This window comes from Pseudomonas grimontii (assembly GCF_007858185.1).
GTDB classification, from domain to species: Bacteria; Pseudomonadota; Gammaproteobacteria; order Pseudomonadales; family Pseudomonadaceae; genus Aquipseudomonas; species Aquipseudomonas grimontii.
In genome coordinates this window covers 219,536-241,647 of the sequence record NZ_VFES01000005.1, presented here as the reverse complement: position 1 = coordinate 241,647, position 22,112 = coordinate 219,536, and the positions used below count along the sequence as shown (strand labels likewise).

Genomic DNA, 22,112 nt, shown 5'->3' with positions numbered 1-22,112 from the left:
TAAACGCTCCGATGGCTCAGCAGCAGGTGCTGGCCCGTTGTGGTCTGTCGCCCATTGCATCCAGGCGCTGTGCGTCGTTATGCAACCATGGCTGGTTGGCTTTAAGGGTGATGTCCAGCACCTGGGTCACCCAATCGGGCAGTGCCGGGTTGATGCGGTAGTAGATCCATTGGCCCTGGCGACGATCCAGCAACAACCCGCAACTGCGCAGTTGCGCCAGATGGCGGGAGATTTTTGGCTGGCTGTCGTCCAAGGCATGGATCAGTTCGCACACGCAAAGTTCGCCTTCACGCTGAATCAATAACGTCAGGCGCGCCCGGGTCGCATCGGCCAGGCATTTGAACAGGGTGGGCGGTGAGATGAGGTCCGACATGGGCAGGGCCTGTATATGTGGAAATTCGAATATACGTATTTCCATATATATCAGTCAAACCCTGTTTCAATTGATATGGATCAACGCTCGGGAAAACTGCCACAAGTGATTGAAATTAAAATGAAACACGAATGTCCTAAAGTGCCTCCCCATTGCTGATGAAGGAAGACCCCGCGTGACCCGTGCCACTCGCAACCTGCGCAAGACCCTGGATTCCGTCGCGGAAAATAACGAAACCGCGGCCTTCGACCTGATGCGCGCGGTCGAAAAACTCGGCGATGAAGTGCTGCGCCAGCGCTTGCTCAACACCATCCACCGGCTCAACCAGGACGCTCACGAACTGCGTGAAGCGCGGGATTCGGTGGAGCAGGTGTCGGTCCGGCTCGCCTGAGCAAGATCGTTCAAGACAAGCTCCATCTTGCGCTGGCATGCTTGTCGACTGTCTGTCGATGAGCCGTTTCCATGCCTGCTGCCTTACCTCATTACGCTTTCGCTCGCGGCGCAATCGCCGTCATTCCCTTGTCCCTGGCCTGTGCGCCCTGGGGGCTGCTGGCCGGCTCCATGGCCATCGATGCGCAATTCACGCCGCTGCAAGCCCAGGGGTTGTCCGCCATTGTGTTTGCCGGCGCTGCGCAGTTGGTCGCCATTGGCATGGTCAAGAGCGGCGCCAGCCTGATCTCCATCGTACTGACCACCTTGCTGCTGACCTCCCAGCACCTGCTCTATGGCATGCACCTGCGTCCGATTCTTTCGCCGCTCAAGACGCGCTGGCGCATGAGCCTGGGCTTTCTGCTCACCGATGAGTTCTTTGCGCTGGTCAGCCACTATGACCGCGAAACCTTTAATCGCTGGTATGCCCTGGGCGTCGGCCTGACGTTTTACATCATCTGGAACCTGTTTACCCTGGCCGGCATCGTGCTCGGTAAAAGTATCCCCGGCCTCGACCAGTTGGGCCTGGAGTTCTCCATCGCCGCCACCTTTATCGCGCTGATCACCCCGGTGGTGCGCGACGTGCCGACGGTGGTCTGCGTGGCGGTGTCGCTGTTGTGTTCGGTGTGGTTGAGCTTCCTGCACTGGGAGTCGGCAGTGGTGGTGTCGGGTGTGCTGGGCATGAGCGCAGGGTTTGCCTGCAAGCGATTGGGAGTAGGGCAGCGATGATTTACCTGATGATTGTGGCCATGGGCCTGGTGGTTTTTTTCAACCGCTATTTGTTTATCGAGCCGCGCCTGCCGGTGCGCCTCAACCGTGGGGCGCGGGAATTTCTCGGCTTTGCGGTGCCGGGCATGCTCACGGCGATCTGCGGGCCGATTATTTTCCTGGCTGATCATCAGCTCAACCTGAGCCCGGCCAATCCGTATTTGCTGGCAGGTATCTGTGCGGTGGCGTTGATGTTCTGGACGCGCAATGTGCTGCTCACCGTGCTGCTGAGCATGGCGTTGTTCTACCTGTTTCGCTGGTGGCTCTGAAGCGCAGGCGAAAAAAAGCCCGCGGGAGGGCGGGCAGAAGGGAGACTTCTAAAAATGAGCCAGGCCACTATAGGCGGCAAATTCTCCCCCCACAGTGAAACAAAGTTCATGGGGGCGTCAGTCAGCCCTGCGGCAATGGTACAGTCGCGTTTTTTCCAACGAGGCAATGGCATGCACAAGGTGGTAATGGGCGCATTGGTAGTGGTAGCACTGTCCGGTTGCGCGGGTTCGAAGATGAACGAGGCGCGCCTGGGTGCTCCCTACAAGGCCATGGCATCGGACAAGGCCACCCTGGTGGTTGCCGAGTGCATCCAGTTTGGCTGGCAGGATGAAAGCGTGTTTGGCGTCGACGCCGGTGGCTTCAAAGAGCCGAACGGGGCCGGTGGTTTCACCGTCTACACCACGGGTGGCGATTACTTCGTCGACGTGCAAAGCGCCGGTGCCGGTTCGTCCGTCAAGTACTACGCCGCTGAAGATACGATGCCCGCCAAACGTCGTTTGGCCGCACTCGCGACGTGTCTGTAAGCCGTTGCCTTAGTCTTTTTAGGAAATGCCCGGCGGGACAGCCGCCGGACATTCGCTTATGATTCACTCCGCCCGCCCGACACGATGGCTCTTTACCAGTACACGGACGTCGAGGCCTAACCGTCGGGCGGGCATCTTTGGTTCCTTATCGCGGCATAAAGCCCAAATGCCAGCGTCGGGGAATCTTCAGCGACACCAGCCCCAATACGCCCGCCAACACGCCGCTGACCATCAGCGCCTTCAGCCCCATGTGCTGCTCCAGCAACGCGCCGATCACCGCGCCAACAAACATCCCCGCCCATGGAATCAGTTGCACCCGCCAGCCGTTGCGGCGTTCCCCCAGCATCCAGCGTCCCAGTCCGCGGCCAAAGCGTGACAGCGCCCCGGTGACGTAGGTAAGCCCCACCGGCAAGCCGTTGACCTCTTCCACGGCCGCGTTGAGCATGCCCATCGCGATGATCGCCGCCAGCAGCGCGGGCAATGTGTCGGCGAAGGGCAACACGGCTGCGCCGCAGAGCAACGTTGCGATACACAGCAACAGGGGCAGGGCATGGCGCCGGCTGAGGCGGCCGACCACCACCCCCAAGGCGTTACCGGCGACGAATGTGGCGACCAGCAACAACAGGCGTGCGGTCAAACCGAGATCTCCAACGCTGATAGCCACTGCCAGGCGCGTGGTGTTGCCGCTCATGAACGAAACAAAGTCGCCACTGGCCATAAAGCCAATGGCGTCAGTCATACCTGCCAATACCGAAAGGCTGGCCACCAGCATCAGGCCGACGCGGCCGCGCCAGCGCTTTTGGTGGGCCAGTGCGGCATTGGCATAAGGCTTTTGGGGCGAAGGCAACATAGGGCCGGGCTCCTCGGTGAGATTATCCGGCCACTACCCTAGGACGCTTTGATTGCGCGCGCAATGACCTCAGACACTCTCCAGGCACCAACCCTCAACCGCCCAGCTCAAAACGTGAGTGGGCTTGATCGCCTGCACGAACGCTTCGTCATGGGACACCACTACCATCGCCCCGTTAAAACCTTGCAACGCCTGCTCGAAAGCGATCACCGATTCCAGGTCCAAGTGGTTGCTGGGCTCGTCGAGCAACAGCAGTTGCGCGGGTGTTTCACGCCACAGGGCAATCGCCATCGCGGCTTTCAAACGCTCGCCGCCGCTGAGGTGCGCGGTCGGTTGTATCACCCGCCGGGCATCCAGTTGCAGCAAGGCCAGGCGCGTACGCAGTTCGGCTTCGGCCAGCGGTGTGTCGAGCAGGTTGAGCTGTTCGACGACGGAGCGCCGGTCATCCAGCAGTGCCAGGCGCTGATCGATATAGGCAATGGGCACATGCACGTGGCATTCACCGCTGAGTGGCTGCCACTGGCCGGCCAGCAGCTTGAGTAAGGTGGATTTGCCGCAACCGTTGGGCCCACGCACGGCAACGCGCACCGGGCCCATCAGGTTGAGCGTCAACGCGGGGTGGTCCAGCCACGGTAATCGGGCATGGAGCAAGGCCAGCACCTGCCGACCGTTAGGCACCGCCGATCCCGGCAAGGCTAACAGGGTGGGGGTTTGTTCCTCGACCCGCGCATAGGCCTGGCGCACCTGGTCATCAAGCTGGTTTTTGTGGGCGTGGTGGGCGCTGCGCTGCGTACTCACGACCTCGGTGGCAGCGCCTTTCCAACGGGCCTTGGTAAACCGATCCACATTGGCCGTCTCTGCCTGTTTGCGTGAATGGGCGGCATTGCGTTGCAGGCTGTCATGGTCTTTTTGCAGACGCCGACGCTCACGGCTGCGCTCCAGGCGTGCGTGCTCCAACGCGGCGAGGGCGGCTTGCTGCTGCCGGTCGCGCTGGATGCGATAGGCCTGGTAGTTACCACCGTACACCTGCGTTCCTAGGGGCGAGAGTTCGATGATGCGGCCGAGGGTGTCCAGCAGTTGCCGGTCATGGCTGACCACCACCAGGCCGCCGCGCCAATCCGCCAGCACGCGCAGCAGCCACGTGCGGCCAGCGCTGTCGAGGTGGTTCGTGGGTTCATCCAGTACCAGCAGTTGGGGGGCGGCCAACAGTGCACCGATCAGCGCAACCCGCGCCAATTGGCCGCCACTGAGTTGCGCGGCCGGGGTTTCAACACCGAGCTGTTCCAGGCCTGCGGCATCCAGGGCCCGACGCAGGCGATCGGCAAGGTCCCAGCGCTCGTCGATCAACGCCAGGTCGTCAACCTGCGCTGCGCCCAGGGCCATGCGCTCAAGCGCCGCCAAGGCCTCGGCGGCGCCCGTGACGTGGGCGACGGTATCTCCTGCAGCGATCACCACGTTCTGCGACACATACGCCACGCTGGCCGAGCAACCGAGTGAGCCGCGGGAGGGTGACAGCACCCCGGCGATCAGTTGGGCGAGGATACTTTTACCTCGGCCATTGCGCCCCACAATGCCGGTGGGTGTGTGGTCGATGGACAGGTTCAGGTCGTCCAGCAAAGTCTCGCCGTTGGCGAACTGGAAGCACAGGTGTTGCAGGGAAACCAATACGGGCAGCCGGTTGACGTCAGTCATCAGCACCTCCAAAAAAATGTCGGACAGGCCAACAAGCGCGCCAGGCGGCTCGTTGCAGGTACATTTTGGAAGGCTTAGTGATTCACGTCGGCGGTCATCCCGAGGGTTGGAGGGGGGGCAAAGCCTAACTCGCCTTGGCGAGCTGTTCAAGGAACATGGCCAGAGCGACTTCCTCGGCCTTGAGCCCCTTGCGCAGCCGAGGCTTGGGCAGCTTGGATAACTCGCCCAGGCTGAAGTGCTCCAGCACCGCCGGGTGGATATAACACTTGCGACACACCGCCGGGGTGTTGCCCAGCTGCCTGGCAACGTCCTTGACCATCGCCACCACGTGCCGCTTGGCATCGGATTCGGGCTGCCATTCCAATTCGCGCAACACCGCCAGTGCCATGGCGGTACCGGCCCAGGTGCGGTAATCCTTGGCGGTGAAGTCGGCGCCGGTGAGGCTGTGCAGGTAGGCATTCACGTCCTGGGAAGTGACCGTGTGACGTTCACCGTCCTCGTCCAGGTACTGGAACAGGTTTTGCCCCGGCAATTCCATACAGCGCTTGACCACCGTGGCCAGGCGCCGGTCCTTGACGCTGACCTGGTGCTCCACACCGCTCTTGCCGCGAAACTGGAACAGGATTTCGCTGCCTTTCACGTCCACATGGCGGTTACGCAAGGTGGTCAGCCCGTAGGATTTGTTGTCTCGCGCATATTGAGTATTGCCGACACGAATCAGCGTGGCGTCCAGCAGCATCACCACTGTGGCCAGGACTTTTTCGCGGGTGAAGCCGGGTTCGGCGATTTGCGCTTCCAGCTGTTTGCGCAGTTTCGGCAGGGCGGTGCCGAATTCCTGCAGCCGAGCGTACTTGTCGCTGTCGCGCACTTCGCGCCAGCGCGCGTGATAGCGGTACTGCTTGCGTCCACGGGCGTCGCGCCCGGTGGCTTGCAGATGGCCGCGCGGGTCGGCGCAGATCCACACGTCGGTATAGGCCGGCGGGACCGCGAGGGCGTTCAGGCGCTTGATCTCATCGGCGTCCTGGATGCGCTCGCCCTTCGCGTCGAAGTACTGGAACTTGCCACGCAGCTTCTTGCGGCGAATGCCCGGCTGGGTGTCGTCAACGTAATGCAGGTCGCGGGGCAGGTCGGCGGGCAGCGCGGAGTCGGGCATGGGGCAAATTCCTTGGCAAAAAATCAGACCGGTATGCCTGATTGACCGCAGCCGTATGCGGTCGTGCCAAAAGGTTTTTTACGCCAGCACGGCGACCGCCTTGATCTGTGCCCATAGGGTCTGGCCGGGATGCAGTTGCAACTGATCGCGGGAGAAACGCGTGATGCGCGCCAGCAACGGTGTGCCATCCGCGTCCAGGCGCACCAGCACATGGGCGCTGTTATCCGCGGCAATCTCCTGGGTAACCGTCACCGGCAGGCGGTTGAGGATGCTGCTGTGTTCCTCGGCTTGCAGGCTGAGGCTGACGTCGCGCGCCTGGACCTTCACCCGCAGGGCGTTGCCCAGCGCCAGCGGAACATGGGCGACACGCAGGTGCTGGGCACTGTTGGGCAGTTGCAGCGTCAGCAGTTGGTAGTGATCGTCGTAGGCGCTGACGTTGCCGTTGACCACCACGCCCGCGTCGTCCCCTCGCGCCATCGGCAAGTCGAGCCGCGCCAGGGTTTCGCCGATAGGGCCGCTGGCCAGGGCCTTGCCGTCGCTGAGCAAGACGATGTGATCGGCCAGGCGCGCCACCTCATCCTGGGCGTGGCTGACGTACAGCACGGGGATGTCCAGTTCGTCGTGCAGGCGTTCCAGGTACGGCAGGATTTCGCCTTTGCGTTTGCTGTCGAGGGCGGCCAGAGGCTCATCCATCAGCAGCAAGGTGGGGCTGGTCAGCAAGGCGCGGGCGATGCCGATGCGTTGGCGCTCACCGCCGGACAGGTGCTGGGGATGCCGATCGAGCAGATGACCGATCCCGAGCAGTTCGGTGGCCTGGGCCATATCAACGCGGCGTTGCTGGCGCGGGATGCGCTTGAGGCCAAACTCCAGGTTGGCGCGCACCGACAAATGCGCGAACAGGCTAGGCTCCTGAAACACGTAGCCGAGCGCGCGCTTGTGCGGGGGCACGAACAACCCGTTGCGGCTGTCTTGCCAGACTTCATCGTTGATCTGGATAAAGCCGTCCTCGGCACGCTCAAGGCCGGCGATGCAGCGCAGGCAGGTGGTCTTGCCGGAGCCGGAATGCCCGTACAGCGCGGTCACCCCACGGCCGGGCAACTGCAGGTCCACGTCCAGGGCAAAGCCTGGGTACTTCACGTTCAGGCGCACATTGATCATCGACATCAGCTCCAGCCCATCTTGGTTTTACGGCTGGAGTAAAGCGCCAGCAACACGAGGAACGCGAACACCACCATGGAACCCGCCAGCCAATGGGCCTGGGCATATTCCATGGCTTCGACATGGTCGTAGATCTGTACCGAGACTACGCGGGTCTTGTCCGGGATATTGCCGCCGATCATCAGCACCACGCCGAACTCACCGACGGTGTGCGCAAACCCGAGAATGGCAGCGGTGATAAACCCCGGGCGCGCCAGGGGCAGGATGACGCTGAAGAAGGTGTCCCAGGGATTGGCGCGCAGGGTCGCGGCCACTTCCAATGGGCGAGTGCCGATGGCGGAGAAGGCGTTTTGCAATGGCTGCACCACAAACGGCATGGAATAGATCACCGAACCGATGACCAGCCCGGCGAAGCTGAAGGTGAGGGTGCCCAGGCCCAGCCATTGGGTGAACTGGCCGAAGTAGCCGTGGGGCCCCATGGCCAACAGCAGGTAGAAACCGATCACGGTGGGTGGCAGCACCAACGGCAAGGCCACCACCGCGCCAATCGGGCCGCGCCACCATGAACGCGTGCGCGACAGCCACAGGGCAATCGGCGTGCCGATGACCAGCAGGATCACAGTGGTCAGCGACGCCAGTTTGAGGGTCAACCAGATCGCGGAAAAATCGGCACTCGACAGGGGCATTTACTTGGCCAGCTCGTAACCATAGGACTTGATAACGGCAGTGGCTTTCGGCCCTTTGAGGTACTCGACCAGGGCCTTGGCTGCGGCGCTGTCTTTGCCCTTGTTGAGGATCACCGCGTCTTGTTTGATCGGGTCGTGCAGGGCCGCCGGGACGATCCACGCCGAACCGCTGGTGACTTTGCCGTCTTTATAGATCTGCGACAAGGCGACGAAACCCAACTCGGCGTTGCCGGTGGACACGAACTGAAAGGCCTGGGTGATGTTCTGGCCTTCGACGAGCTTGTCCTTGACCTTCTCGGTCAACCCCTCCTTGGCCAGTACTTGGGTGGCGGCCAGCCCGTAAGGCGCGGCTTTCGGGTTGGCGATGGACAGGTGCTTGAATTCGTTCTTCTTCAAGACCTCACCCTTGGCGTCCACATAACCGTCCTTGGCCGACCACAGCGCCAGGGTGCCGACGGCGTAGGTGAAGCGCGAGCCTTTGACGGTGTCGCCTTCGTTTTCAAGCTTTTGCGGGGTGGTGTCATCGGCACTCAGGAACACTTCGAACGGCGCGCCGTTCTTGATCTGGGTGTAGAACTGCCCGGTGGCGCCGTAGGCCGCGATCAGTTTATGCCCGGTGTCTTTTTCGAAGTCGGCGGCAATCGCCTGGATCGGTGCGGTGAAGTTGGCCGCTACAGCCACTTGGACTTCATCCGCGTGCGCCGGACCGAAGGCGAGGGCGGCGACCAGAATGGCCAGGCGCGAGGCGTGAATCTTCATGAAGCAGCTCCTTGGGGTTGTACGGCTTGTTATAGGTAGAGGGCGTGACCGCTATGTATGGGAATATATAGCGGTTAGCCATTGCCGGTACAGTGCAAAGTTGCCACAGGTGAAGGCGCTACTTGAGTTTCGCCAAGGCCTGCCCGGCCAACTCGCGGGTCAGTTCGTAGGTGCTTGTGTCTTTGCCCAGGCGCAGCGCCTGGCCGGACCACAGGTTGCTGAAGCCTGCTTCGTCCTTGGCCTTGAGTGGCATTAATGCGCCTCCAGACCTGGGAAACGCGGGGGCCGTGGGGTTGATCGCGCCCAACTCACGCATTACTCGGTTAACGATGCCCCGCGCCGGGCGCCCGGTGAACAGGTTGGTCAGGGCGGTTTCGCTGGCCTGGGCGTGGCGCAACGCGTGGTGATGGGAGGCTGTGATCGTGGCTTCGGGCGTGAACAGATACGCCGTACCGATCTGTACCGCTGAAGCACCCAATGCCAAGGCTGCGACGATGCCACGTGCATCGCCAATGCCACCGGCAGCAATCACTGGCACGGTCACCGCGTCGACGATCTGCGGCACCAATGCCATCAGGCCTATCTGACTGTTGAGGTCGTCGCTCAGGAACATCCCACGATGGCCGCCAGCTTCAATGCCCATGGCAATAATCGCATCGCAACCGTGCTGCTCCAGCCAGATCGCCTCTTCAACGGTGGTGGCCGACGACAGCACCTTGGCGCCGGTGGCTTTTACCCGGTCCAGCAGGGATTTTTCCGGCAGGCCAAAGTGAAAACTGACAACCTCGGGCCGAAACGCTTCAACCACCTGGCACGCGGCGTCGTTGAACGGTGCGCGATCGGACACCGGCGTTGGCGCCTCAAAATCGGCGCCCAGCTCGCGGTAGTAGGGCTCCAGCAGATCCTTCCAGCGTCGATCACGCGCTTCGTCGGCTGCAGGGGGCTGGTGGCAAAAGAAGTTGACGTTGATCGGGCGCGTACTGGCCTGGCGAATGCGGGTCAGCGCTTCGCGTAGTTGCTCAATGTTCAGTGTTGCCGCTGGCATCGAGCCCAGGGCGCCCGCTTCATTGGCGGCGATGACCATGGCGGCCGTGGTAGCGCCGGCCATCGGCGCTTGGATGATGGGCACGTCGATGCCCAGCAGGTCGAGAATGCGAGTGTCTGGCCAGGTGCTCATCGGATGCTTCTCCAGCGTCAGTCAGGTTTTTCGCTGTTTTAGCAGGGTACCTGGCACCCGGCCAGTCTGTTTTATTCACTGGACGAGGCGGGCTTTTCGTGCGCTTCAGTGGTCTCGTTCGCGGTCCAGCAACTGCCGCTTGCGCTCAACCCCCCAACGATAGCCCGACAAATCGCCATTGCTGCGCACCACCCGATGACAGGGGATCGCCACCGCGAGGCTGTTCGCCCCGCAGGCTTGGGCCACCGCGCGAAAAGACGTAGGCGCGCCGATACGCTGGGCGATTTGCGCATAGCTGGCTGTGCTGCCCACCGGGATTTCGCGCAAGGCCTGCCACACCCGCTCCTGAAAGGCCGTGCCACGCAGGTCCAGCGGCAGGTCGAGGCCGAGGGCGGGGGCCTCGATGAAACCTATGACGTGGGCAATCAGCTGTTCGAAATCGTGGTCAGCGCCCACCAGCTCGGCCTTGGGGAACTGATCCTGCAAGTCACGCACCAGTTGGTCCGGGTCATCCCCCAGCAGGATCGCGCACACGCCGCGGGTGCTGCGGGCCACCAGAATCGCCCCAAGCGAACATTGCCCCACCGCAAATAGAATTTCGCTGTTGGTGCCACCCGCCTTGTAGTCACTGGGTTTCATGCCCAGCAAGTGGTTGGCCGACTCATAAAAGCGACTGTTGGAGTTGAAGCCTGCGCCGTACAGCGCATCGGTCACTGAATGCTGGCCCTTGAGCCCGTCGCGTACTTTTTGTGAGCGATGGGCGCTGGCGTAGGCCTTGGGAGTGAGGCCAGTGACGGCTTTGAAAATGCGGTGGAAATGAAAGGCGCTAAGCCCGGCGAGGGTGGCGAGCGCGTTCAGGCTCGGCGGGGTATCCGCCTGCTCGATATGGCGGCACGCGTCAGCCACCCGTTGTGCATCCTGAGCTGCTCGTTGGGTCTGGTCGCCGGCCGCACGTTTGCTCGCGCGATAACCCGCCGCTTCGGCTTGCGCCGGCGTGTCGAAGAATTCGATATTTTCCGGGCGCGGCAAGCGTGAGGCGCTGCTGGGTCGGCAGTACACGCCGGTGGTCTTCACGCCGTAGACGAACAGCGCATCGGCTTTGGGGTCGCGGGCGACGATTGCAGCCCAGCGCGGGTCGTGTTCGGTAGTCATGGTCGGCACTCTTGACGGATCCTGGCCAGATTAGCCTCGCCGTGCTGGCCTGGCACTCCGAAGCTTGCGGTCAAATCAACCGGCGGTGCGAAAGGTGAGGTTGATGCGCTGCGGGCCCATGATCGGGTGCACGCCTTCCTTGATCGGCATCACGCCGTGAAAGCGCAGGCGGTCGACGCCGCCCCAGACCACCACGTCACCGTGGAACAGCGAGATCTTTTGGGCTCGATCGCCACGCTCATGACCACCGAACAGGAAAATCGCCGCCAAGCCAAGGGACACGGATACCACAGGGGCGCTGTAGCAGCGCTCATTCTTGTCTTGGTGCAGGGACATTTTGGCGCCTGGCACATAGCGGTTGATCAGGCAGGCGTCGGGGTCGAAATCGCTGAACCTGGCGTCTGCCGCAGCTGATACCGCCAGTTCACGCAGCACGTCAGGCAGGGCCGGCCACGGTTGCTGGCTGCGCGGGTCCAGTGGGCTGTAGCGATAGCCGGTGGTGTCGGTGGTCCAGCCCAGGGCGCCGCAACTGCTCAACGCCGCCGACATGGTAAAGCCACCTGGCGTGACCATTTGCCGAAAAGGCGATTGAGCCAGCACGCTGCGCAACGCTGGCAGAAGTCGCTCAATCCAGGGCAGGGCATAGCCCCTTAGCACGTAGGACTGTTCGCCAATTTGCTCACGCCCTGCGGGCTGTTGCAGGGCGTCGTCAGCGAACAAGTCTGCAGTGGGGCCGGGCATTGCCTTACAGCGCCTTGCTCACGTTGATGTCGGTGATCACATCACTGGCATCGTGAATTTTCGCCAAGGCTTGCAGGGCCTCTTCCACGCTATTGCTCGTAAGTTGGGCGAACTCAAAGCGGCGTTCGCCGTTGAGCTTGTACTTGATCACGTATTTGGTGGTAGCAGTCACGGTGGTTTCCTGTGGCGTCTTCGAGTCAGCTCAGCTTGGTGCTGGTGCGACGTACGATGCGGATCTTGTGGGACAACGCGGGCTTGCGGGTGACACTGATCGCGCGACGCGTCACCACGTCCAGGGTGATGTTCCAGAACCCGGTGCTGGGTGCGGTGATTTTGGCGGGAAACTTATCGAAGGCGCCGCCGTGGTAGGTGTGGCGACCGCCATTCTTGAAGCTGCGAAAGTTCGCGTCGCTCATCAGGCGAATATTACAAGTCTGCGAGCACTCGATGACGACAATGTCTCCCTCGTTGAGGTGCTCGCGCTGGTGGATGAATTTCATGAGGGTGTCTCCAGAAGGGCTTTTTCTGAAAAATCAGAATGATACGTAGGTTAAGATAGAGTTTATCAGCCCCAGCGTGTTTATTATCGGCTCGTCTTCAATGACGTCGACAATTTAAAACAGTTATTTACCGAGTTATCAGGGATAAATCCTACGTGGGCGGGAGAAAATTACCATCCCCGCTGTCGTAGGGTCTTTATTGGAGGATTTGTATGAAGTGGAGTGTGTTGGTTCTGGCCTTGGCGATAGGTGGGTGTGCTTCGGTTGCAGATATCAAGCAGACCCCGCCGACGTTGGCAGTCATTTCCGGGAAAAAACCCCAGGAGTACGCCGCGTGTGTGGTAAGAAAATTGTCGGCCACCCGTCGGCCGCCGCAGATTGAACCGCATAAAGACGGTGTGCAGGTCATCGTGCCGCAGAAATTTTCCGCCGATCCTTCGGCTATTTTCGAAATTGAAGAGCGCTCCAGCGGTAGCAGCATCAAGCTCTACGAGAGCATGTCGAACGTGCCGATCCGTCCGGGTGATGTGAAGAAGGCCGGAGAAGAGTGCATTTCCGGTTGAGGCCGCTGGGGAAAGCAGATATGAAGCGTGAACACGTCAAAGCCCGTCATGCCGAGGGTGAAATCTCGGCCACCCATGTCATCCAGAACCCAGCCGACTTGGGCGAGTGGATCGTCTTCTTCAAGAAAAGCGGCGGGCGCAGCTTTTTTCTGGTGGATGATCAGGATGAAGTCGAGTCCTTTGCCAGCCTTGACGAGCTAAGCGAGATCCTTCGTGAGCTGGGCATCAAATTTGCCGAGATTCACCTGTAACCCTCAGGGTTACTTGCAGACCACCACCACGCTGCGACTTTTGTAGTTGCCCACATCCTGGCCCAGGGTCTTGTCGCTTTCTTTCAGCGATGGTGTGCCCTCGGTGCCGACAATGCGATAGCCGGTGCCTGCGCAGGAGGCCTCGGCTTTCTCGTAGCAACTGGCCCAGGAGTTGGCTTCGCCTGAACAGTCGATGGTCAGGCCTTGCTCACCGTTTTTGAGGTAGACATCGGAAGTCGTGGTACAGCCGGCAAGTGCCAGTACCGCAGTCAGTGCCAGAAATTTGTTCATGTGTGTTCGTCGTCGAGGGTGTGGGAGGGGCGCTGACACTGTCGTGGGGCGTTTTTGGAAGATTATAGCGAACTGCCATCTAGGTACAGGCAAAACCAAAAAAGCCCCGTAAGTCGGGGCTTTTTGCGCAGGGTCTGGAGGCTTACTTGCCCTTCGGTCTTTTGCTCGACGCGTGGCCCGCTTCATCCACAAATACTTCGGCGACCGCGATGGCCATGCTTTCGGTTTCGAAAACGCCCGCGACGCTGTCTCCATGGAAGTTGATCAGGTGCCAGCCATCCGCTCGCTTGGTGATCAGGTAGCCGTTCACGCCTTTTGGTTCTGACATCTATTAACAATCTCGTGGTCTGATTCAAGGGCGTAATGATAGCGCCAAATGTCCCTGGGCCGCGCAAGTTATTCCAGGTCAGTGTTCTGGGCTGAAAAGCGTGTTAAAAGGGTTGCAGACCCCTTTAAACATGAGGAAGCGGTTTTTTTTAGTGTGATGGCGGAGTCGCTCTTTGTAAGATCAGCGGAACTTACGCCGACATTTTTTCTCTATGATGACATCGCAACGCCAGCAGGACCCATTGTAAGGTGACTGCGGCCTGATTAGACTGCGCCGAATTCCGTACGCACAGCCCTTTGTAAGGACTTATATGATCAAGAAATGCTTGTTCCCAGCAGCCGGTTACGGCACTCGCTTCTTGCCAGCGACCAAGGCCATGCCCAAAGAGATGCTGCCGGTGGTAAACAAGCCACTGATTCAGTACGGCGTCGAAGAGGCATTGGATGCCGGTCTGAACGAAATCTCTATCGTCACCGGTCGCGGTAAGCGTGCACTGGAAGACCACTTCGACATCAGCTACGAGCTGGAAAACCAAATCAAGGGCACCGACAAGGAAAAATACCTGGTCGGCATCCGCAAACTGCTGGACGAGTGCTCGTTCTCCTACACCCGTCAGACCCAGATGAAAGGCCTCGGCCACGCCATCCTGACCGGTCGCCCATTGATTGGTGACGAGCCGTTCGCCGTAGTCCTCGCGGACGACCTGTGTGTGAACCTGGAAGGCGACGGCGTACTGACCCAGATGGTCAAGCTGTACCAGAAATACCGTTGCACCATCGTTGCGGTTCAAGAGGTTGATCCTCAAGAGACCAACAAGTACGGCGTGATTGCCGGTGACGACATTGGTGATGGCCTGATCCGCGTACGTGACATGGTCGAGAAGCCTGCGCCTGAAGATGCACCGTCGAACCTGGCGATCATCGGTCGTTACATTCTGACCCCGGACATCTTCAAGCTGATCGAAGAAACCGAGCCAGGCAAAGGTGGCGAGATCCAAATCACCGACGCCCTGTTGAAACAGGCGAAAGACGGTTGTGTGATTGCCTACAAGTTCAAGGGTCGTCGTTTTGACTGCGGTGGCGCCGAGGGCTACATCGAAGCAACCAACTTCTGCTACGAGCACTTCTACAAGACTGGCAAAGCTTACTGATTCACGCTTGCCTGCGTTTGAAAAGCCACCTTCGGGTGGCTTTTTCGTTTTTCAGCCCCATGTAAGTCGGTATGCTGATGTCCTGCCGAGGAGAGTGAAATGGCCTACGATTTTGATCTGTATGTAATTGGCGCCGGTTCCGGCGGTGTTCGCGCGGCGCGCTTTGCTGCGGGCTTTGGCGCCAAGGTGGCCGTGGCGGAAAGCCGTTACCTGGGCGGTACCTGCGTAAACGTCGGCTGCGTGCCGAAGAAACTGTTGGTGTACGGCGCGCATTTCGCCGAGGACTTCGAGCAGGCCAGTGGCTTTGGCTGGTCCCTGGGCGAAGCGAATTTTGATTGGGCGACCCTGATCGCCAACAAGGATCGCGAGATCAACCGCCTGAACGGCATCTACCGCAACCTGCTGGTCAACAGTGGCGTGACCCTGCATGAAGGTCATGCGCGCCTGGTTGACCCGCACCAGGTGGAAATCAACGGTGAGCGCTTTACGGCCAAGCATATCTTGATTGCGACCGGCGGCTGGCCGCAGATTCCGGACATTCCGGGGCGTGAACACGCGATTGGCTCCAATGAGGCGTTCTTCCTCAAAGCGTTGCCCAAACGCGTGCTGGTGGTGGGGGGCGGCTATATCGCGGTTGAGTTCGCCGGGATTTTCCATGGCCTGGGCGCGCAAACTTCGTTGTTGTATCGCGGCGATCTGTTCCTGAGGGGCTTTGATGGTTCAGTGCGTACGCACCTGAAGGAAGAATTGACCAAGCGCGGCCTCGACCTGCAATTCAACGCCGATATCGAACGCATTGAAAAGCAAGCCGATGGCAGCCTCAAGGCCACCTTGAAAGACGGTCGTGTGCTGGAGGCCGATTGCGTGTTCTATGCCACCGGCCGACGTCCGATGCTGGATAACCTGGGGTTGGAAAATACCGGCGTCACACTGGATGAGCGCGGTTTTGTCCAGGTGAACGACCAGTATGAAACGACTGAAGCTTCGATCCTGGCGATCGGTGATGTGATCGGCCGCGTACAGCTGACGCCGGTCGCCCTCGCCGAAGGCATGGCAGTAGCGCGTCGCTTGTTCAAGCCCGAGCAATACCGCCCGGTGGACTACGCAATGATCCCGACAGCGGTATTCAGCCTGCCGAATATCGGTACCGTCGGTTTGACGGAGGAGGAGGCGAAGAAGAACGGGCACAAGGTGCAGGTCTTCGAAAGCCGTTTCCGCCCGATGAAGCTGACCTTGACCGAGTGCCAGGAAAAAACCTTGATGAAACTGGTAGTCGACGCCGACACCGACAAAGTATTGGGCTGCCACATGGTCGGCCCGGACGCGGGCGAGATCGTCCAGGGCCTGGCGATCGCGCTCAAGGCCGGCGCGACCAAGCAGCACTTCGATGAAACCATCGGCGTACACCCCACGGCGGCGGAAGAGTTCGTCACCATGCGCACGCCTGTGGCGGACTGATCAGGCTGGTGGCATTGCCTCTGGCGCCGTTGCAACGGCGGCGGCCAGGCGCAATGCTTCGACAGTGGCATGGGCCTTCATAAGGTCCAGTTCCAGGCGCTTGTTGGTGTGCGCGTGTTCTGTCAACGCTTGTTGGCGTGACTCGTTTTCAAGCAAGGCAACCCGCAGACGCTCCTGAAGCAGAGTGCGCTCGCTGTCGATCTGGCTCGCGTGTTCGCTCAGCTTCAGTTGCTGCGCCTGGCCTTTGCGGGTTTCTTCCTGCAGCGCAGCCAATTCCCTGGTCGTCACTCGCTGTTCGATCAGTAGTCGCTCATTGTCGCGATGCAGCTGGGTGATCTCATCCTGGCGAACCATTGCACTTTGCTGGGCCTGGCGCAGTTCTGCCTGTACCTGCTGCAACTGGCCTTCGTGGCGCTGCTGTTCCTGCTCGCGTTGCTCCTTGATCGCATTGCGGTAGTGCTCCAGCGCCTCGCGGGCGTGCAGGTGCTTTTCTTCCAGCGAGCGAATCTGTTCATCCTTGTCATTGATCCGCAGTTCGTAATCACTGCAGGCCTGGCTGAGCCCGGCGTTGCGCGTTTGCTCGGTTTGCAGGCTGGTGCTGGTGGTGTGCAGGGCGGCGCTTTCTTCTGCCAGTGCGGCCGCCTGAATATCGAATTGTTGCTTGAGCTCACGGTGAGCGTCCTCAAGCGTCTCGATCTGCGCGAGCAGGGCGGTTTTTTGCTGTTCGAACTGCGCCAGGGCCAGGTCGATTGGCTCTTGAGCCTTCTCCTTCAAGCGCTGCGCCAAGCGTGCAACCAGTTCGCCAAGCTCGTCGTCAATCGGGGCTTCGGTAATGGTCAGGCGGGCCTCGCTGTCGTCCAGCTCCTTCAAATAGCGGTGGATCGTGGTTTTCGAGCCGGTATTGCCCATCTCGATGCGTACCGCGTCGATGCTGGGGTTCTCGCCACGGGCTAGGATCGCCAAGCGTGCCGTTTGAACTACTGCTTTATTAATGCCGCCGCGAGCCATGGGGTCTCCGTCGATTTAGTACTGTGGTATGTATTATGTAAATACATACTGTATCACGAATAAAAACCTGTTGAAATTCATGATTCAACAGATGGGATATTGGCGTATTATCCCGTGTCAGTAGTGTTTGGAACGCTTTTACCTCTGCCAGTAGTACGAATAGGCCTCCCATGAGCGATCTGGATCGTTACCTCAGCGCCGCCACCCGCGATAACACGCGCCGCAGCTATCGTGCGGCCATCGAACACTTCGAGGTCAGTTGGGGCGGGTTCCTGCCGGCCACCAGCGACAGCGTGGCGCGTTATCTGGTGGCGCATGCAGGCGTGCTGGCGGTCAACACCCTGAAGCTGCGGCTCTCGGCATTAGCGCAATGGCATACCAGCCAGGGCTTTCCCGACCCGACGAAAGCGCCGGTGGTACGCAAGGTGCTCAAGGGGATTCGCGCCGTGCACCCGGTGCAGGAGAAGCAGGCCGAGCCTTTGCAGCTCAGGCATCTGGAGCAGGTCGTGGCCTGCCTTGAGGCTGAGGCGCGAGAGGCCAGTGAGGCGCATGACCCACCACGATTGCTGCGCGCCAAGCGCGACACTGCGCTTATCCTGCTGGGCTTCTGGCGCGGTTTTCGTAGCGATGAGTTGTGCCGGTTAAGTATCGAACACGTGCAGGCCACACCCAGTGTCGGCATCAGCCTGTATCTGCCGCGCAGCAAAAGTGACCGCGACAACCTCGGCAAGACCTATCACACCCCGGCGCTGCTGCGCCTGTGTCCGGTGCAGGCCTACAGTGAATGGCTCAGCGCCTCAGCGCTGGTGCGTGGTCCGGTATTCCGGGGTATCGACCGCTGGGGAAACCTGGGCGAGGAGGGCTTGCACCCCAACAGCGTGATCCCGCTGCTGCGCCAGGCGCTTGAGCGTGCGGGCATCGCCGCCGAGCACTACACCAGTCACTCCCTGCGCCGCGGGTTTGCCACCTGGGCCCATCGCAGCGGCTGGGATTTGAAGTCGTTGATGAGTTACGTCGGCTGGAGCGACATGAAATCCGCCATGCGCTATGTTGAAGCGACGCCCTTTCTCGGCATGACATTGGCCACCCAAGCGCTGCTTTGAGATTTCTTCTATTAATACCGTCACCTGATAGAGAAAACCAATCGTCAGCATCAGGTTTGCCAATGAGCCATCCACCGAGAGAGTGGGTAGGATTCACCTCATCAACTTCTTAACCCCTGACGGAGAGTCAACGATGCCTATCATCAACAGCCAAGTAAAACCGTTCAAAGCTACCGCATACAAAAACGGCAACTTCGTAGATGTGACCGACGCTGACCTGAAAGGCAAATGGTCGGTAGTGTTCTTCTACCCAGCCGACTTCACCTTCGTTTGCCCAACCGAGCTGGAAGACCTGGCTGACAACTACGCCGAATTCCAGAAACTGGGCGTCGAAATCTACAGCGTTTCCACCGACACCCACTTTGCCCACGCTGCTTGGCACAACACTTCGCCAGCCATCGGCAAAATCCAGTACACCATGATCGGCGACCCAACCCTGACCATCTCCCGCAACTTCGACGTACTGATCGAAGAAGCTGGCCTGGCTGACCGCGGTACCTTTGTGATCAACCCGGAAGGTCAGATCAAGATCGTTGAACTGAACGACGGCGGTGTTGGCCGTGACGCTTCCGAGCTGCTGCGCAAGATCAAGGCCGCTCAATATGTTGCTGCCCACCCAGGCGAAGTGTGCCCAGCCAAGTGGAAAGAAGGCGAGGCTACACTGGCTCCGTCCCTGGACCTGGTCGGCAAGATCTAAGTCTGTGAAGACGTATCAAGGGCGGAACTCCGCACTTAAGTAAGCTGCATCCGCCCTCAAAACGCCCGGGCGAGAGTCGCTCGGGCGTTTTTTTGTCTGCAATAAACCGAATTAATAGGAAATCGCCCGTATGTTGGACGCCAATCTTAAAGCTCAGTTGAAGTCATACCTGGAACGGGTCACCCAGCCGATCGAGATCGTCGCCTCCCTCGACGACGGCGCGAAATCCCAGGAAATGCTTGCCCTTCTGCAGGACGTAACCAGCCTCACCACGCTGATTACCCTGAAGACCGATGGCGATGATGCGCGCAAGCCGTCGTTCTCCATCAACCGCCCGGGTGCCGATATCAGCCTGCGTTTCGCTGGCATCCCCATGGGCCATGAATTCACTTCGTTGGTGCTGGCCCTGCTGCAAGTCGGTGGCCACCCGTCGAAGGCCAGTGTCGAAGTAATCGAACAGATCCGCGCCCTTAAAGGCGAGTTCAGTTTCGAGACTTACTTCTCGCTGTCCTGCCAGAACTGCCCTGACGTGGTCCAGGCGCTGAACCTGATGGCCGTGCTTAACCCGAACATCCGCCACGTTGCCATTGACGGCGCGCTGTTCCAGGCTGAAGTCGACGAGCGCCAGATCATGGCGGTGCCGAGCGTCTACTTGAACGGTGTGAACTTCGGCCAGGGCCGTATGGGCCTGGAAGAAATCCTCGCCAAGCTCGACACCAGCGGCATTGAAAAAGCTGCCGAGAAAATCAGCGCCAGAGATGCCTTTGATGTGCTGGTTGTCGGCGGTGGCCCGGCCGGTTCCGCAGCCGCCATCTACGCAGCACGTAAAGGCATTCGCACCGGTGTGGCCGCCGAACGCTTTGGCGGCCAGGTGCTGGACACCATGTCCATCGAGAATTTTATCTCGGTACAGGAAACCGAAGGGCCGAAACTGGCCAGCGCCCTTGAAGCCCACGTGCGTCAGTACGACGTGGACATCATGAACCTGCAGCGCGCCAGCAGCCTGATCCCAGCGAAAAACGCCGGTGACGTGCACGAAATTCGTTTTGAAAGCGGTGCGACCCTCAAGTCCAAGACCGTGATCCTGGCCACCGGCGCTCGCTGGCGCGAAATGGGTGTGCCGGGCGAGCAGGAATACAAGGCCAAGGGCGTGTGCTTCTGCCCGCACTGCGATGGTCCGTTGTTCAAGGGCAAGCGTGTGGCAGTGATCGGCGGCGGTAACTCTGGCGTTGAAGCGGCCATTGACCTGGCCGGTATCGTCAGCCACGTGACCTTGCTGGAGTTCGACAGCAAGTTGCGCGCCGATGCGGTCTTGCAGCGCAAGTTGTACCGCCTGCCTAACGTTGACGTGATCACCAGCGCGCTGACCAGTGAAGTCAAAGGCGATGGCCAGAAAGTCACCGGCCTGGCCTACAAGGATCGCGATACTGGCGATTTCAAGACCATCGACCTGGAAGGCATCTTTGTACAGATCGGCTTGCTGCCCAACACCGACTGGCTTAAAGGCACTGTGGAGCTGACCCCACGTGGCGAGATCATCGTCGATGCCCGTGGCGAGACTTCACTGCCGGGTGTGTTCGCCGCCGGTGACGTGACGACCGTGCCGTACAAGCAGATCGTGATTGCAGTCGGCGAGGGCGCCAAGGCTTCCCTGAGTGCTTTCGATCACCTGATCCGTACGTCCGCTCCGGCGTAACCCCCGGCACGGAAACGAAAAACCCCATGAGTGATCATGGGGTTTTTTGTTGTGCGTTAAAAACTTACAGCGGCGCTGGCTGGATGATCTCGACCCAGTACGCATCCGGGTCCTTGATGAAGGCCAGGCTTTTCATGCGGCCATCGGTCAGGCGCTTCTGGAAATCGCAGCCCAATGCTTCGAAGCGTTCACACGCAGCGACAATATCAGGCACCGAGATGCAGATATGGCCAAAGCCACGTGGATCGGTGTTGCCGTTGTGGTAGGCGAAGTCGGCATCGTTTTCGGTGCCGTGGTTGTGGGTCAGTTCCAGGATGCCCGGAATCGACTTCATCCATTGGGTACGCGCGGCGGCGTCGGCCGGGATCTGGGATTTGTCCACCAGGGCCAGGAAGTACAGGCTGAATTCGGCTTCCGGGAAGTCGCGCTTTTCAACCAGGGAAAACCCCAGGACGCGGGTGTAGAAATCCAGCGACTTGGTGATGTCCTTGACCCGCAGCATGGTGTGGTTGAACACGAAGTTCGAGGTGGCGGTGTCAGGTTGGGCGGTGACGCCCGGAAAGGTGTTCAGTTCGTGCAGGCTCATGGGCCCTCCAGAAAAAAATGGGGCAAACGCGGCTCCAGGTGAGAGGAGCGTTCCCTTGGCTTGCGGCTGGCGTCCGTGCAGCCGAGCCATGATACGCAAGGCCCGTCTGCTGCGCCAAATGAAAAAGCGCGCACGGGTCTTGCGACCAGCCGGTGGCGGGGCTCACACTTTGGCGCTTGAACCTTGGGTGTCTTTTGCAATGATCGAATGTCGTACACCGCTGTTGAGCGCTCTGTGTTTGCTGTTGGCCAGCCCCTGGGTGTGGGCGGGCGACCCGGAAATTCATTGGCCCAGCGGCTGGCAGGTGGAGGAAGTGGTGCCCGACGCGGACGCGCCGGCAAGACCGCAGCCGGTTTCGCGGCAGCGTGCGATCAAGAACGATGAAAATGGCAATACATTGATGGTGATGGAGTTGACGGGCACGCCGATCGAGGCCGGGCATAACGTTAATCTTCAGGGCGTATTGCTGGAGATGCGCAAGTCCATCCAGAAAGATTTTGCCCAGGGTGGTTACCAAAGTGTGTGCAGCAAGATGCACTCGACAACACTGAGTCGTCTTGAGGCCGTGGAAACTACGTGTGTGATTACCGAGAATGGACGGCACGTGCTTTCACAAACATTGGTGGGGGCGGTTGATACCGATAAAGCCTATGTTTTTTCATACGCGGGTCAAGCCGAAGCTTACGAAGCCAGCAAGGATGAAGTCAGTTCGGTGCGCGACAGCCTCAAACTTTAAGTGCATTTCATCC

Annotated in this window: 28 protein-coding genes; 12 read left to right on the top strand and 16 right to left on the bottom strand. The window is 60.0% G+C overall.

Annotated features, from left to right (window positions below):
* Positions 1–16: 16 nt before the first annotated feature.
* On the bottom strand, positions 17–373 hold the full coding sequence (locus tag FIV39_RS10990) for a metalloregulator ArsR/SmtB family transcription factor (protein ID WP_090403959.1): 357 nt from the start codon (positions 371–373) through the stop codon (positions 17–19).
* A gap of 175 nt (positions 374–548) precedes the next feature.
* On the opposite strand from FIV39_RS10990, the gene FIV39_RS10985 reads away from it, so the two are divergent.
* From FIV39_RS10985 to FIV39_RS10970, 4 genes are all read left to right on the top strand, one after another.
* Positions 549–764 carry a hypothetical protein gene (locus FIV39_RS10985; protein ID WP_025856028.1) on the top strand — a complete coding sequence of 72 codons (216 nt, stop codon included), beginning with the start codon at positions 549–551 and terminating at the stop codon, positions 762–764.
* 71 nt (positions 765–835) lie between these two features.
* Complete coding sequence (locus FIV39_RS10980; protein ID WP_090403961.1) at positions 836–1,531, top strand: AzlC family ABC transporter permease; 696 nt, start codon at positions 836–838, stop codon at positions 1,529–1,531.
* Positions 1,528–1,839 (top strand): AzlD domain-containing protein, encoded by a 312-nt coding sequence (locus FIV39_RS10975; RefSeq protein ID WP_090403964.1) that lies wholly within the window; start codon positions 1,528–1,530, stop codon positions 1,837–1,839. The genes FIV39_RS10980 and FIV39_RS10975 overlap by 4 nt, the downstream gene beginning before the upstream one ends.
* A gap of 171 nt (positions 1,840–2,010) precedes the next feature.
* Positions 2,011–2,364, top strand: coding sequence for a hypothetical protein (locus tag FIV39_RS10970; protein ID WP_090403966.1), 354 nt, complete (start codon positions 2,011–2,013; stop codon positions 2,362–2,364).
* A gap of 145 nt (positions 2,365–2,509) precedes the next feature.
* Here the strand turns inward: FIV39_RS10970 and FIV39_RS10965 are convergent, their stop codons facing one another.
* From FIV39_RS10965 to FIV39_RS10920, 11 genes are all read right to left on the bottom strand, one after another.
* A complete protein-coding gene (locus FIV39_RS10965) occupies positions 2,510–3,214 on the bottom strand; it encodes a YoaK family protein (protein WP_090403968.1) in 705 nt (234 codons plus the stop codon).
* Between the two features lie 69 nt (positions 3,215–3,283).
* On the bottom strand, positions 3,284–4,906 hold the full coding sequence (locus tag FIV39_RS10960) for an ABC-F family ATP-binding cassette domain-containing protein (RefSeq protein ID WP_090403970.1): 1,623 nt from the start codon (positions 4,904–4,906) through the stop codon (positions 3,284–3,286).
* Between the two features lie 124 nt (positions 4,907–5,030).
* Positions 5,031–6,059 carry a DNA topoisomerase IB gene (locus tag FIV39_RS10955; protein ID WP_090403972.1) on the bottom strand — a complete coding sequence of 343 codons (1,029 nt, stop codon included), beginning with the start codon at positions 6,057–6,059 and terminating at the stop codon, positions 5,031–5,033.
* Positions 6,060–6,137: 78 nt separating this feature from the next.
* On the bottom strand, positions 6,138–7,217 hold the full coding sequence (modC, locus tag FIV39_RS10950) for a molybdenum ABC transporter ATP-binding protein (protein ID WP_090409955.1): 1,080 nt from the start codon (positions 7,215–7,217) through the stop codon (positions 6,138–6,140).
* 5 nt (positions 7,218–7,222) lie between these two features.
* Positions 7,223–7,903, bottom strand: coding sequence for a molybdate ABC transporter permease subunit (modB, locus tag FIV39_RS10945; protein ID WP_090403974.1), 681 nt, complete (start codon positions 7,901–7,903; stop codon positions 7,223–7,225).
* Positions 7,904–8,662 (bottom strand): molybdate ABC transporter substrate-binding protein, encoded by a 759-nt coding sequence (gene modA, locus FIV39_RS10940; RefSeq protein ID WP_090403976.1) that lies wholly within the window; start codon positions 8,660–8,662, stop codon positions 7,904–7,906.
* A 118-nt stretch (positions 8,663–8,780) separates the two neighbouring features.
* On the bottom strand, positions 8,781–9,839 hold the full coding sequence (locus FIV39_RS10935) for an NAD(P)H-dependent flavin oxidoreductase (RefSeq protein ID WP_090403978.1): 1,059 nt from the start codon (positions 9,837–9,839) through the stop codon (positions 8,781–8,783).
* A gap of 105 nt (positions 9,840–9,944) precedes the next feature.
* Positions 9,945–10,991 carry a bifunctional DNA-binding transcriptional regulator/O6-methylguanine-DNA methyltransferase Ada gene (gene ada / locus FIV39_RS10930; protein WP_090403980.1) on the bottom strand — a complete coding sequence of 349 codons (1,047 nt, stop codon included), beginning with the start codon at positions 10,989–10,991 and terminating at the stop codon, positions 9,945–9,947.
* Between the two features lie 75 nt (positions 10,992–11,066).
* Complete coding sequence (alkB, locus tag FIV39_RS10925; protein WP_090403982.1) at positions 11,067–11,732, bottom strand: DNA oxidative demethylase AlkB; 666 nt, start codon at positions 11,730–11,732, stop codon at positions 11,067–11,069.
* A gap of 4 nt (positions 11,733–11,736) precedes the next feature.
* Positions 11,737–11,904, bottom strand: coding sequence for a hypothetical protein (locus FIV39_RS32990; RefSeq protein WP_090403985.1), 168 nt, complete (start codon positions 11,902–11,904; stop codon positions 11,737–11,739).
* A 25-nt stretch (positions 11,905–11,929) separates the two neighbouring features.
* Positions 11,930–12,232, bottom strand: coding sequence for a DUF1883 domain-containing protein (locus tag FIV39_RS10920; protein WP_003173824.1), 303 nt, complete (start codon positions 12,230–12,232; stop codon positions 11,930–11,932).
* 212 nt (positions 12,233–12,444) lie between these two features.
* Between FIV39_RS10920 and FIV39_RS10915 the strand changes: the two genes are divergently transcribed.
* A complete protein-coding gene (locus FIV39_RS10915) occupies positions 12,445–12,795 on the top strand; it encodes a hypothetical protein (RefSeq protein ID WP_027606592.1) in 351 nt (116 codons plus the stop codon).
* 20 nt (positions 12,796–12,815) lie between these two features.
* The gene (locus tag FIV39_RS10910) at positions 12,816–13,046 is read left to right on the top strand and encodes a hypothetical protein (RefSeq protein ID WP_027606591.1); all 231 of its coding nucleotides are present in this window, start codon (positions 12,816–12,818) and stop codon (positions 13,044–13,046) included.
* A 9-nt stretch (positions 13,047–13,055) separates the two neighbouring features.
* Here FIV39_RS10910 and FIV39_RS10905 read toward each other — a convergent pair whose 3' ends face one another.
* Both FIV39_RS10905 and FIV39_RS10900 read right to left on the bottom strand, forming a co-directional pair.
* Positions 13,056–13,337 (bottom strand): hypothetical protein, encoded by a 282-nt coding sequence (locus FIV39_RS10905; RefSeq protein WP_090403987.1) that lies wholly within the window; start codon positions 13,335–13,337, stop codon positions 13,056–13,058.
* A gap of 142 nt (positions 13,338–13,479) precedes the next feature.
* Positions 13,480–13,665 carry a hypothetical protein gene (locus FIV39_RS10900; protein WP_017528082.1) on the bottom strand — a complete coding sequence of 62 codons (186 nt, stop codon included), beginning with the start codon at positions 13,663–13,665 and terminating at the stop codon, positions 13,480–13,482.
* Between the two features lie 310 nt (positions 13,666–13,975).
* Between FIV39_RS10900 and galU the strand changes: the two genes are divergently transcribed.
* Positions 13,976–14,815, top strand: coding sequence for a UTP--glucose-1-phosphate uridylyltransferase GalU (gene galU, locus FIV39_RS10895; RefSeq protein WP_003212579.1), 840 nt, complete (start codon positions 13,976–13,978; stop codon positions 14,813–14,815).
* A gap of 99 nt (positions 14,816–14,914) precedes the next feature.
* The gene (gene gorA, locus FIV39_RS10890; RefSeq protein WP_090403989.1) at positions 14,915–16,273 is read left to right on the top strand and encodes a glutathione-disulfide reductase; all 1,359 of its coding nucleotides are present in this window, start codon (positions 14,915–14,917) and stop codon (positions 16,271–16,273) included.
* On the opposite strand, the gene FIV39_RS10885 is transcribed toward gorA, so the two are convergent.
* The gene (locus tag FIV39_RS10885; protein WP_090403990.1) at positions 16,274–17,281 is read right to left on the bottom strand and encodes a DNA-binding protein; all 1,008 of its coding nucleotides are present in this window, start codon (positions 17,279–17,281) and stop codon (positions 16,274–16,276) included.
* Positions 17,282–17,451: 170 nt separating this feature from the next.
* Here FIV39_RS10885 and FIV39_RS10880 point away from each other — a divergent pair, with 170 nt between their 5' ends.
* From FIV39_RS10880 to ahpF, 3 genes are all read left to right on the top strand, one after another.
* Positions 17,452–18,384: a site-specific integrase gene (locus FIV39_RS10880; RefSeq protein WP_090403991.1), complete on the top strand. Its 933-nt coding sequence runs from the start codon at positions 17,452–17,454 to the stop codon at positions 18,382–18,384.
* 133 nt (positions 18,385–18,517) lie between these two features.
* The gene (gene ahpC, locus FIV39_RS10875; RefSeq protein WP_003173835.1) at positions 18,518–19,081 is read left to right on the top strand and encodes an alkyl hydroperoxide reductase subunit C; all 564 of its coding nucleotides are present in this window, start codon (positions 18,518–18,520) and stop codon (positions 19,079–19,081) included.
* Between the two features lie 130 nt (positions 19,082–19,211).
* Entirely contained in the window at positions 19,212–20,777 is a 1,566-nt protein-coding gene (gene ahpF / locus FIV39_RS10870) for an alkyl hydroperoxide reductase subunit F (RefSeq protein WP_090403994.1), read from the top strand.
* A gap of 64 nt (positions 20,778–20,841) precedes the next feature.
* Here the strand turns inward: ahpF and gloA are convergent, their stop codons facing one another.
* Entirely contained in the window at positions 20,842–21,363 is a 522-nt protein-coding gene (gene gloA, locus FIV39_RS10865; RefSeq protein WP_053129696.1) for a lactoylglutathione lyase, read from the bottom strand.
* 199 nt (positions 21,364–21,562) lie between these two features.
* Between gloA and FIV39_RS10860 the strand changes: the two genes are divergently transcribed.
* Positions 21,563–22,099 carry a DUF4946 domain-containing protein gene (locus FIV39_RS10860; RefSeq protein ID WP_090403996.1) on the top strand — a complete coding sequence of 179 codons (537 nt, stop codon included), beginning with the start codon at positions 21,563–21,565 and terminating at the stop codon, positions 22,097–22,099.
* Positions 22,100–22,112 lie beyond the last annotated feature (13 nt).

Excerpts from the sequence above, each read along its gene's own strand:
- FIV39_RS10920 (WP_003173824.1), bottom strand. The coding sequence starts at position 12,232 with ATGAAATTCATCCACCAGCGCGAGCACCTCAACGAGGGAGACATTGTC.
- FIV39_RS10915 (WP_027606592.1), top strand. The coding sequence starts at position 12,445 with ATGAAGTGGAGTGTGTTGGTTCTGGCCTTGGCGATAGGTGGGTGTGCT.
- FIV39_RS10885 (WP_090403990.1), bottom strand. The coding sequence starts at position 17,281 with ATGGCTCGCGGCGGCATTAATAAAGCAGTAGTTCAAACGGCACGCTTG.
- FIV39_RS10960 (WP_090403970.1), bottom strand. The coding sequence starts at position 4,906 with ATGACTGACGTCAACCGGCTGCCCGTATTGGTTTCCCTGCAACACCTG.
- modA (WP_090403976.1), bottom strand. The coding sequence starts at position 8,662 with ATGAAGATTCACGCCTCGCGCCTGGCCATTCTGGTCGCCGCCCTCGCC.
- modB (WP_090403974.1), bottom strand. The coding sequence starts at position 7,903 with ATGCCCCTGTCGAGTGCCGATTTTTCCGCGATCTGGTTGACCCTCAAA.
- FIV39_RS10910 (WP_027606591.1), top strand. The coding sequence starts at position 12,816 with ATGAAGCGTGAACACGTCAAAGCCCGTCATGCCGAGGGTGAAATCTCG.
- alkB (WP_090403982.1), bottom strand. The coding sequence starts at position 11,732 with ATGCCCGGCCCCACTGCAGACTTGTTCGCTGACGACGCCCTGCAACAG.
- FIV39_RS10975 (WP_090403964.1), top strand. The coding sequence starts at position 1,528 with ATGATTTACCTGATGATTGTGGCCATGGGCCTGGTGGTTTTTTTCAAC.
- gloA (WP_053129696.1), bottom strand. The coding sequence starts at position 21,363 with ATGAGCCTGCACGAACTGAACACCTTTCCGGGCGTCACCGCCCAACCT.
- ahpC (WP_003173835.1), top strand. The coding sequence starts at position 18,518 with ATGCCTATCATCAACAGCCAAGTAAAACCGTTCAAAGCTACCGCATAC.
- gorA (WP_090403989.1), top strand. The coding sequence starts at position 14,915 with ATGGCCTACGATTTTGATCTGTATGTAATTGGCGCCGGTTCCGGCGGT.
- ada (WP_090403980.1), bottom strand. The coding sequence starts at position 10,991 with ATGACTACCGAACACGACCCGCGCTGGGCTGCAATCGTCGCCCGCGAC.
- FIV39_RS10880 (WP_090403991.1), top strand. The coding sequence starts at position 17,452 with ATGAGCGATCTGGATCGTTACCTCAGCGCCGCCACCCGCGATAACACG.
- FIV39_RS10955 (WP_090403972.1), bottom strand. The coding sequence starts at position 6,059 with ATGCCCGACTCCGCGCTGCCCGCCGACCTGCCCCGCGACCTGCATTAC.
- modC (WP_090409955.1), bottom strand. The coding sequence starts at position 7,217 with ATGATCAATGTGCGCCTGAACGTGAAGTACCCAGGCTTTGCCCTGGAC.
- FIV39_RS10905 (WP_090403987.1), bottom strand. The coding sequence starts at position 13,337 with ATGAACAAATTTCTGGCACTGACTGCGGTACTGGCACTTGCCGGCTGT.
- FIV39_RS10900 (WP_017528082.1), bottom strand. The coding sequence starts at position 13,665 with ATGTCAGAACCAAAAGGCGTGAACGGCTACCTGATCACCAAGCGAGCG.
- FIV39_RS10970 (WP_090403966.1), top strand. The coding sequence starts at position 2,011 with ATGCACAAGGTGGTAATGGGCGCATTGGTAGTGGTAGCACTGTCCGGT.
- FIV39_RS10935 (WP_090403978.1), bottom strand. The coding sequence starts at position 9,839 with ATGAGCACCTGGCCAGACACTCGCATTCTCGACCTGCTGGGCATCGAC.
- galU (WP_003212579.1), top strand. The coding sequence starts at position 13,976 with ATGATCAAGAAATGCTTGTTCCCAGCAGCCGGTTACGGCACTCGCTTC.
- FIV39_RS10860 (WP_090403996.1), top strand. The coding sequence starts at position 21,563 with ATGATCGAATGTCGTACACCGCTGTTGAGCGCTCTGTGTTTGCTGTTG.
- FIV39_RS10965 (WP_090403968.1), bottom strand. The coding sequence starts at position 3,214 with ATGTTGCCTTCGCCCCAAAAGCCTTATGCCAATGCCGCACTGGCCCAC.
- FIV39_RS10980 (WP_090403961.1), top strand. The coding sequence starts at position 836 with ATGCCTGCTGCCTTACCTCATTACGCTTTCGCTCGCGGCGCAATCGCC.
- FIV39_RS10990 (WP_090403959.1), bottom strand. The coding sequence starts at position 373 with ATGTCGGACCTCATCTCACCGCCCACCCTGTTCAAATGCCTGGCCGAT.
- ahpF (WP_090403994.1), top strand. The coding sequence starts at position 19,212 with ATGTTGGACGCCAATCTTAAAGCTCAGTTGAAGTCATACCTGGAACGG.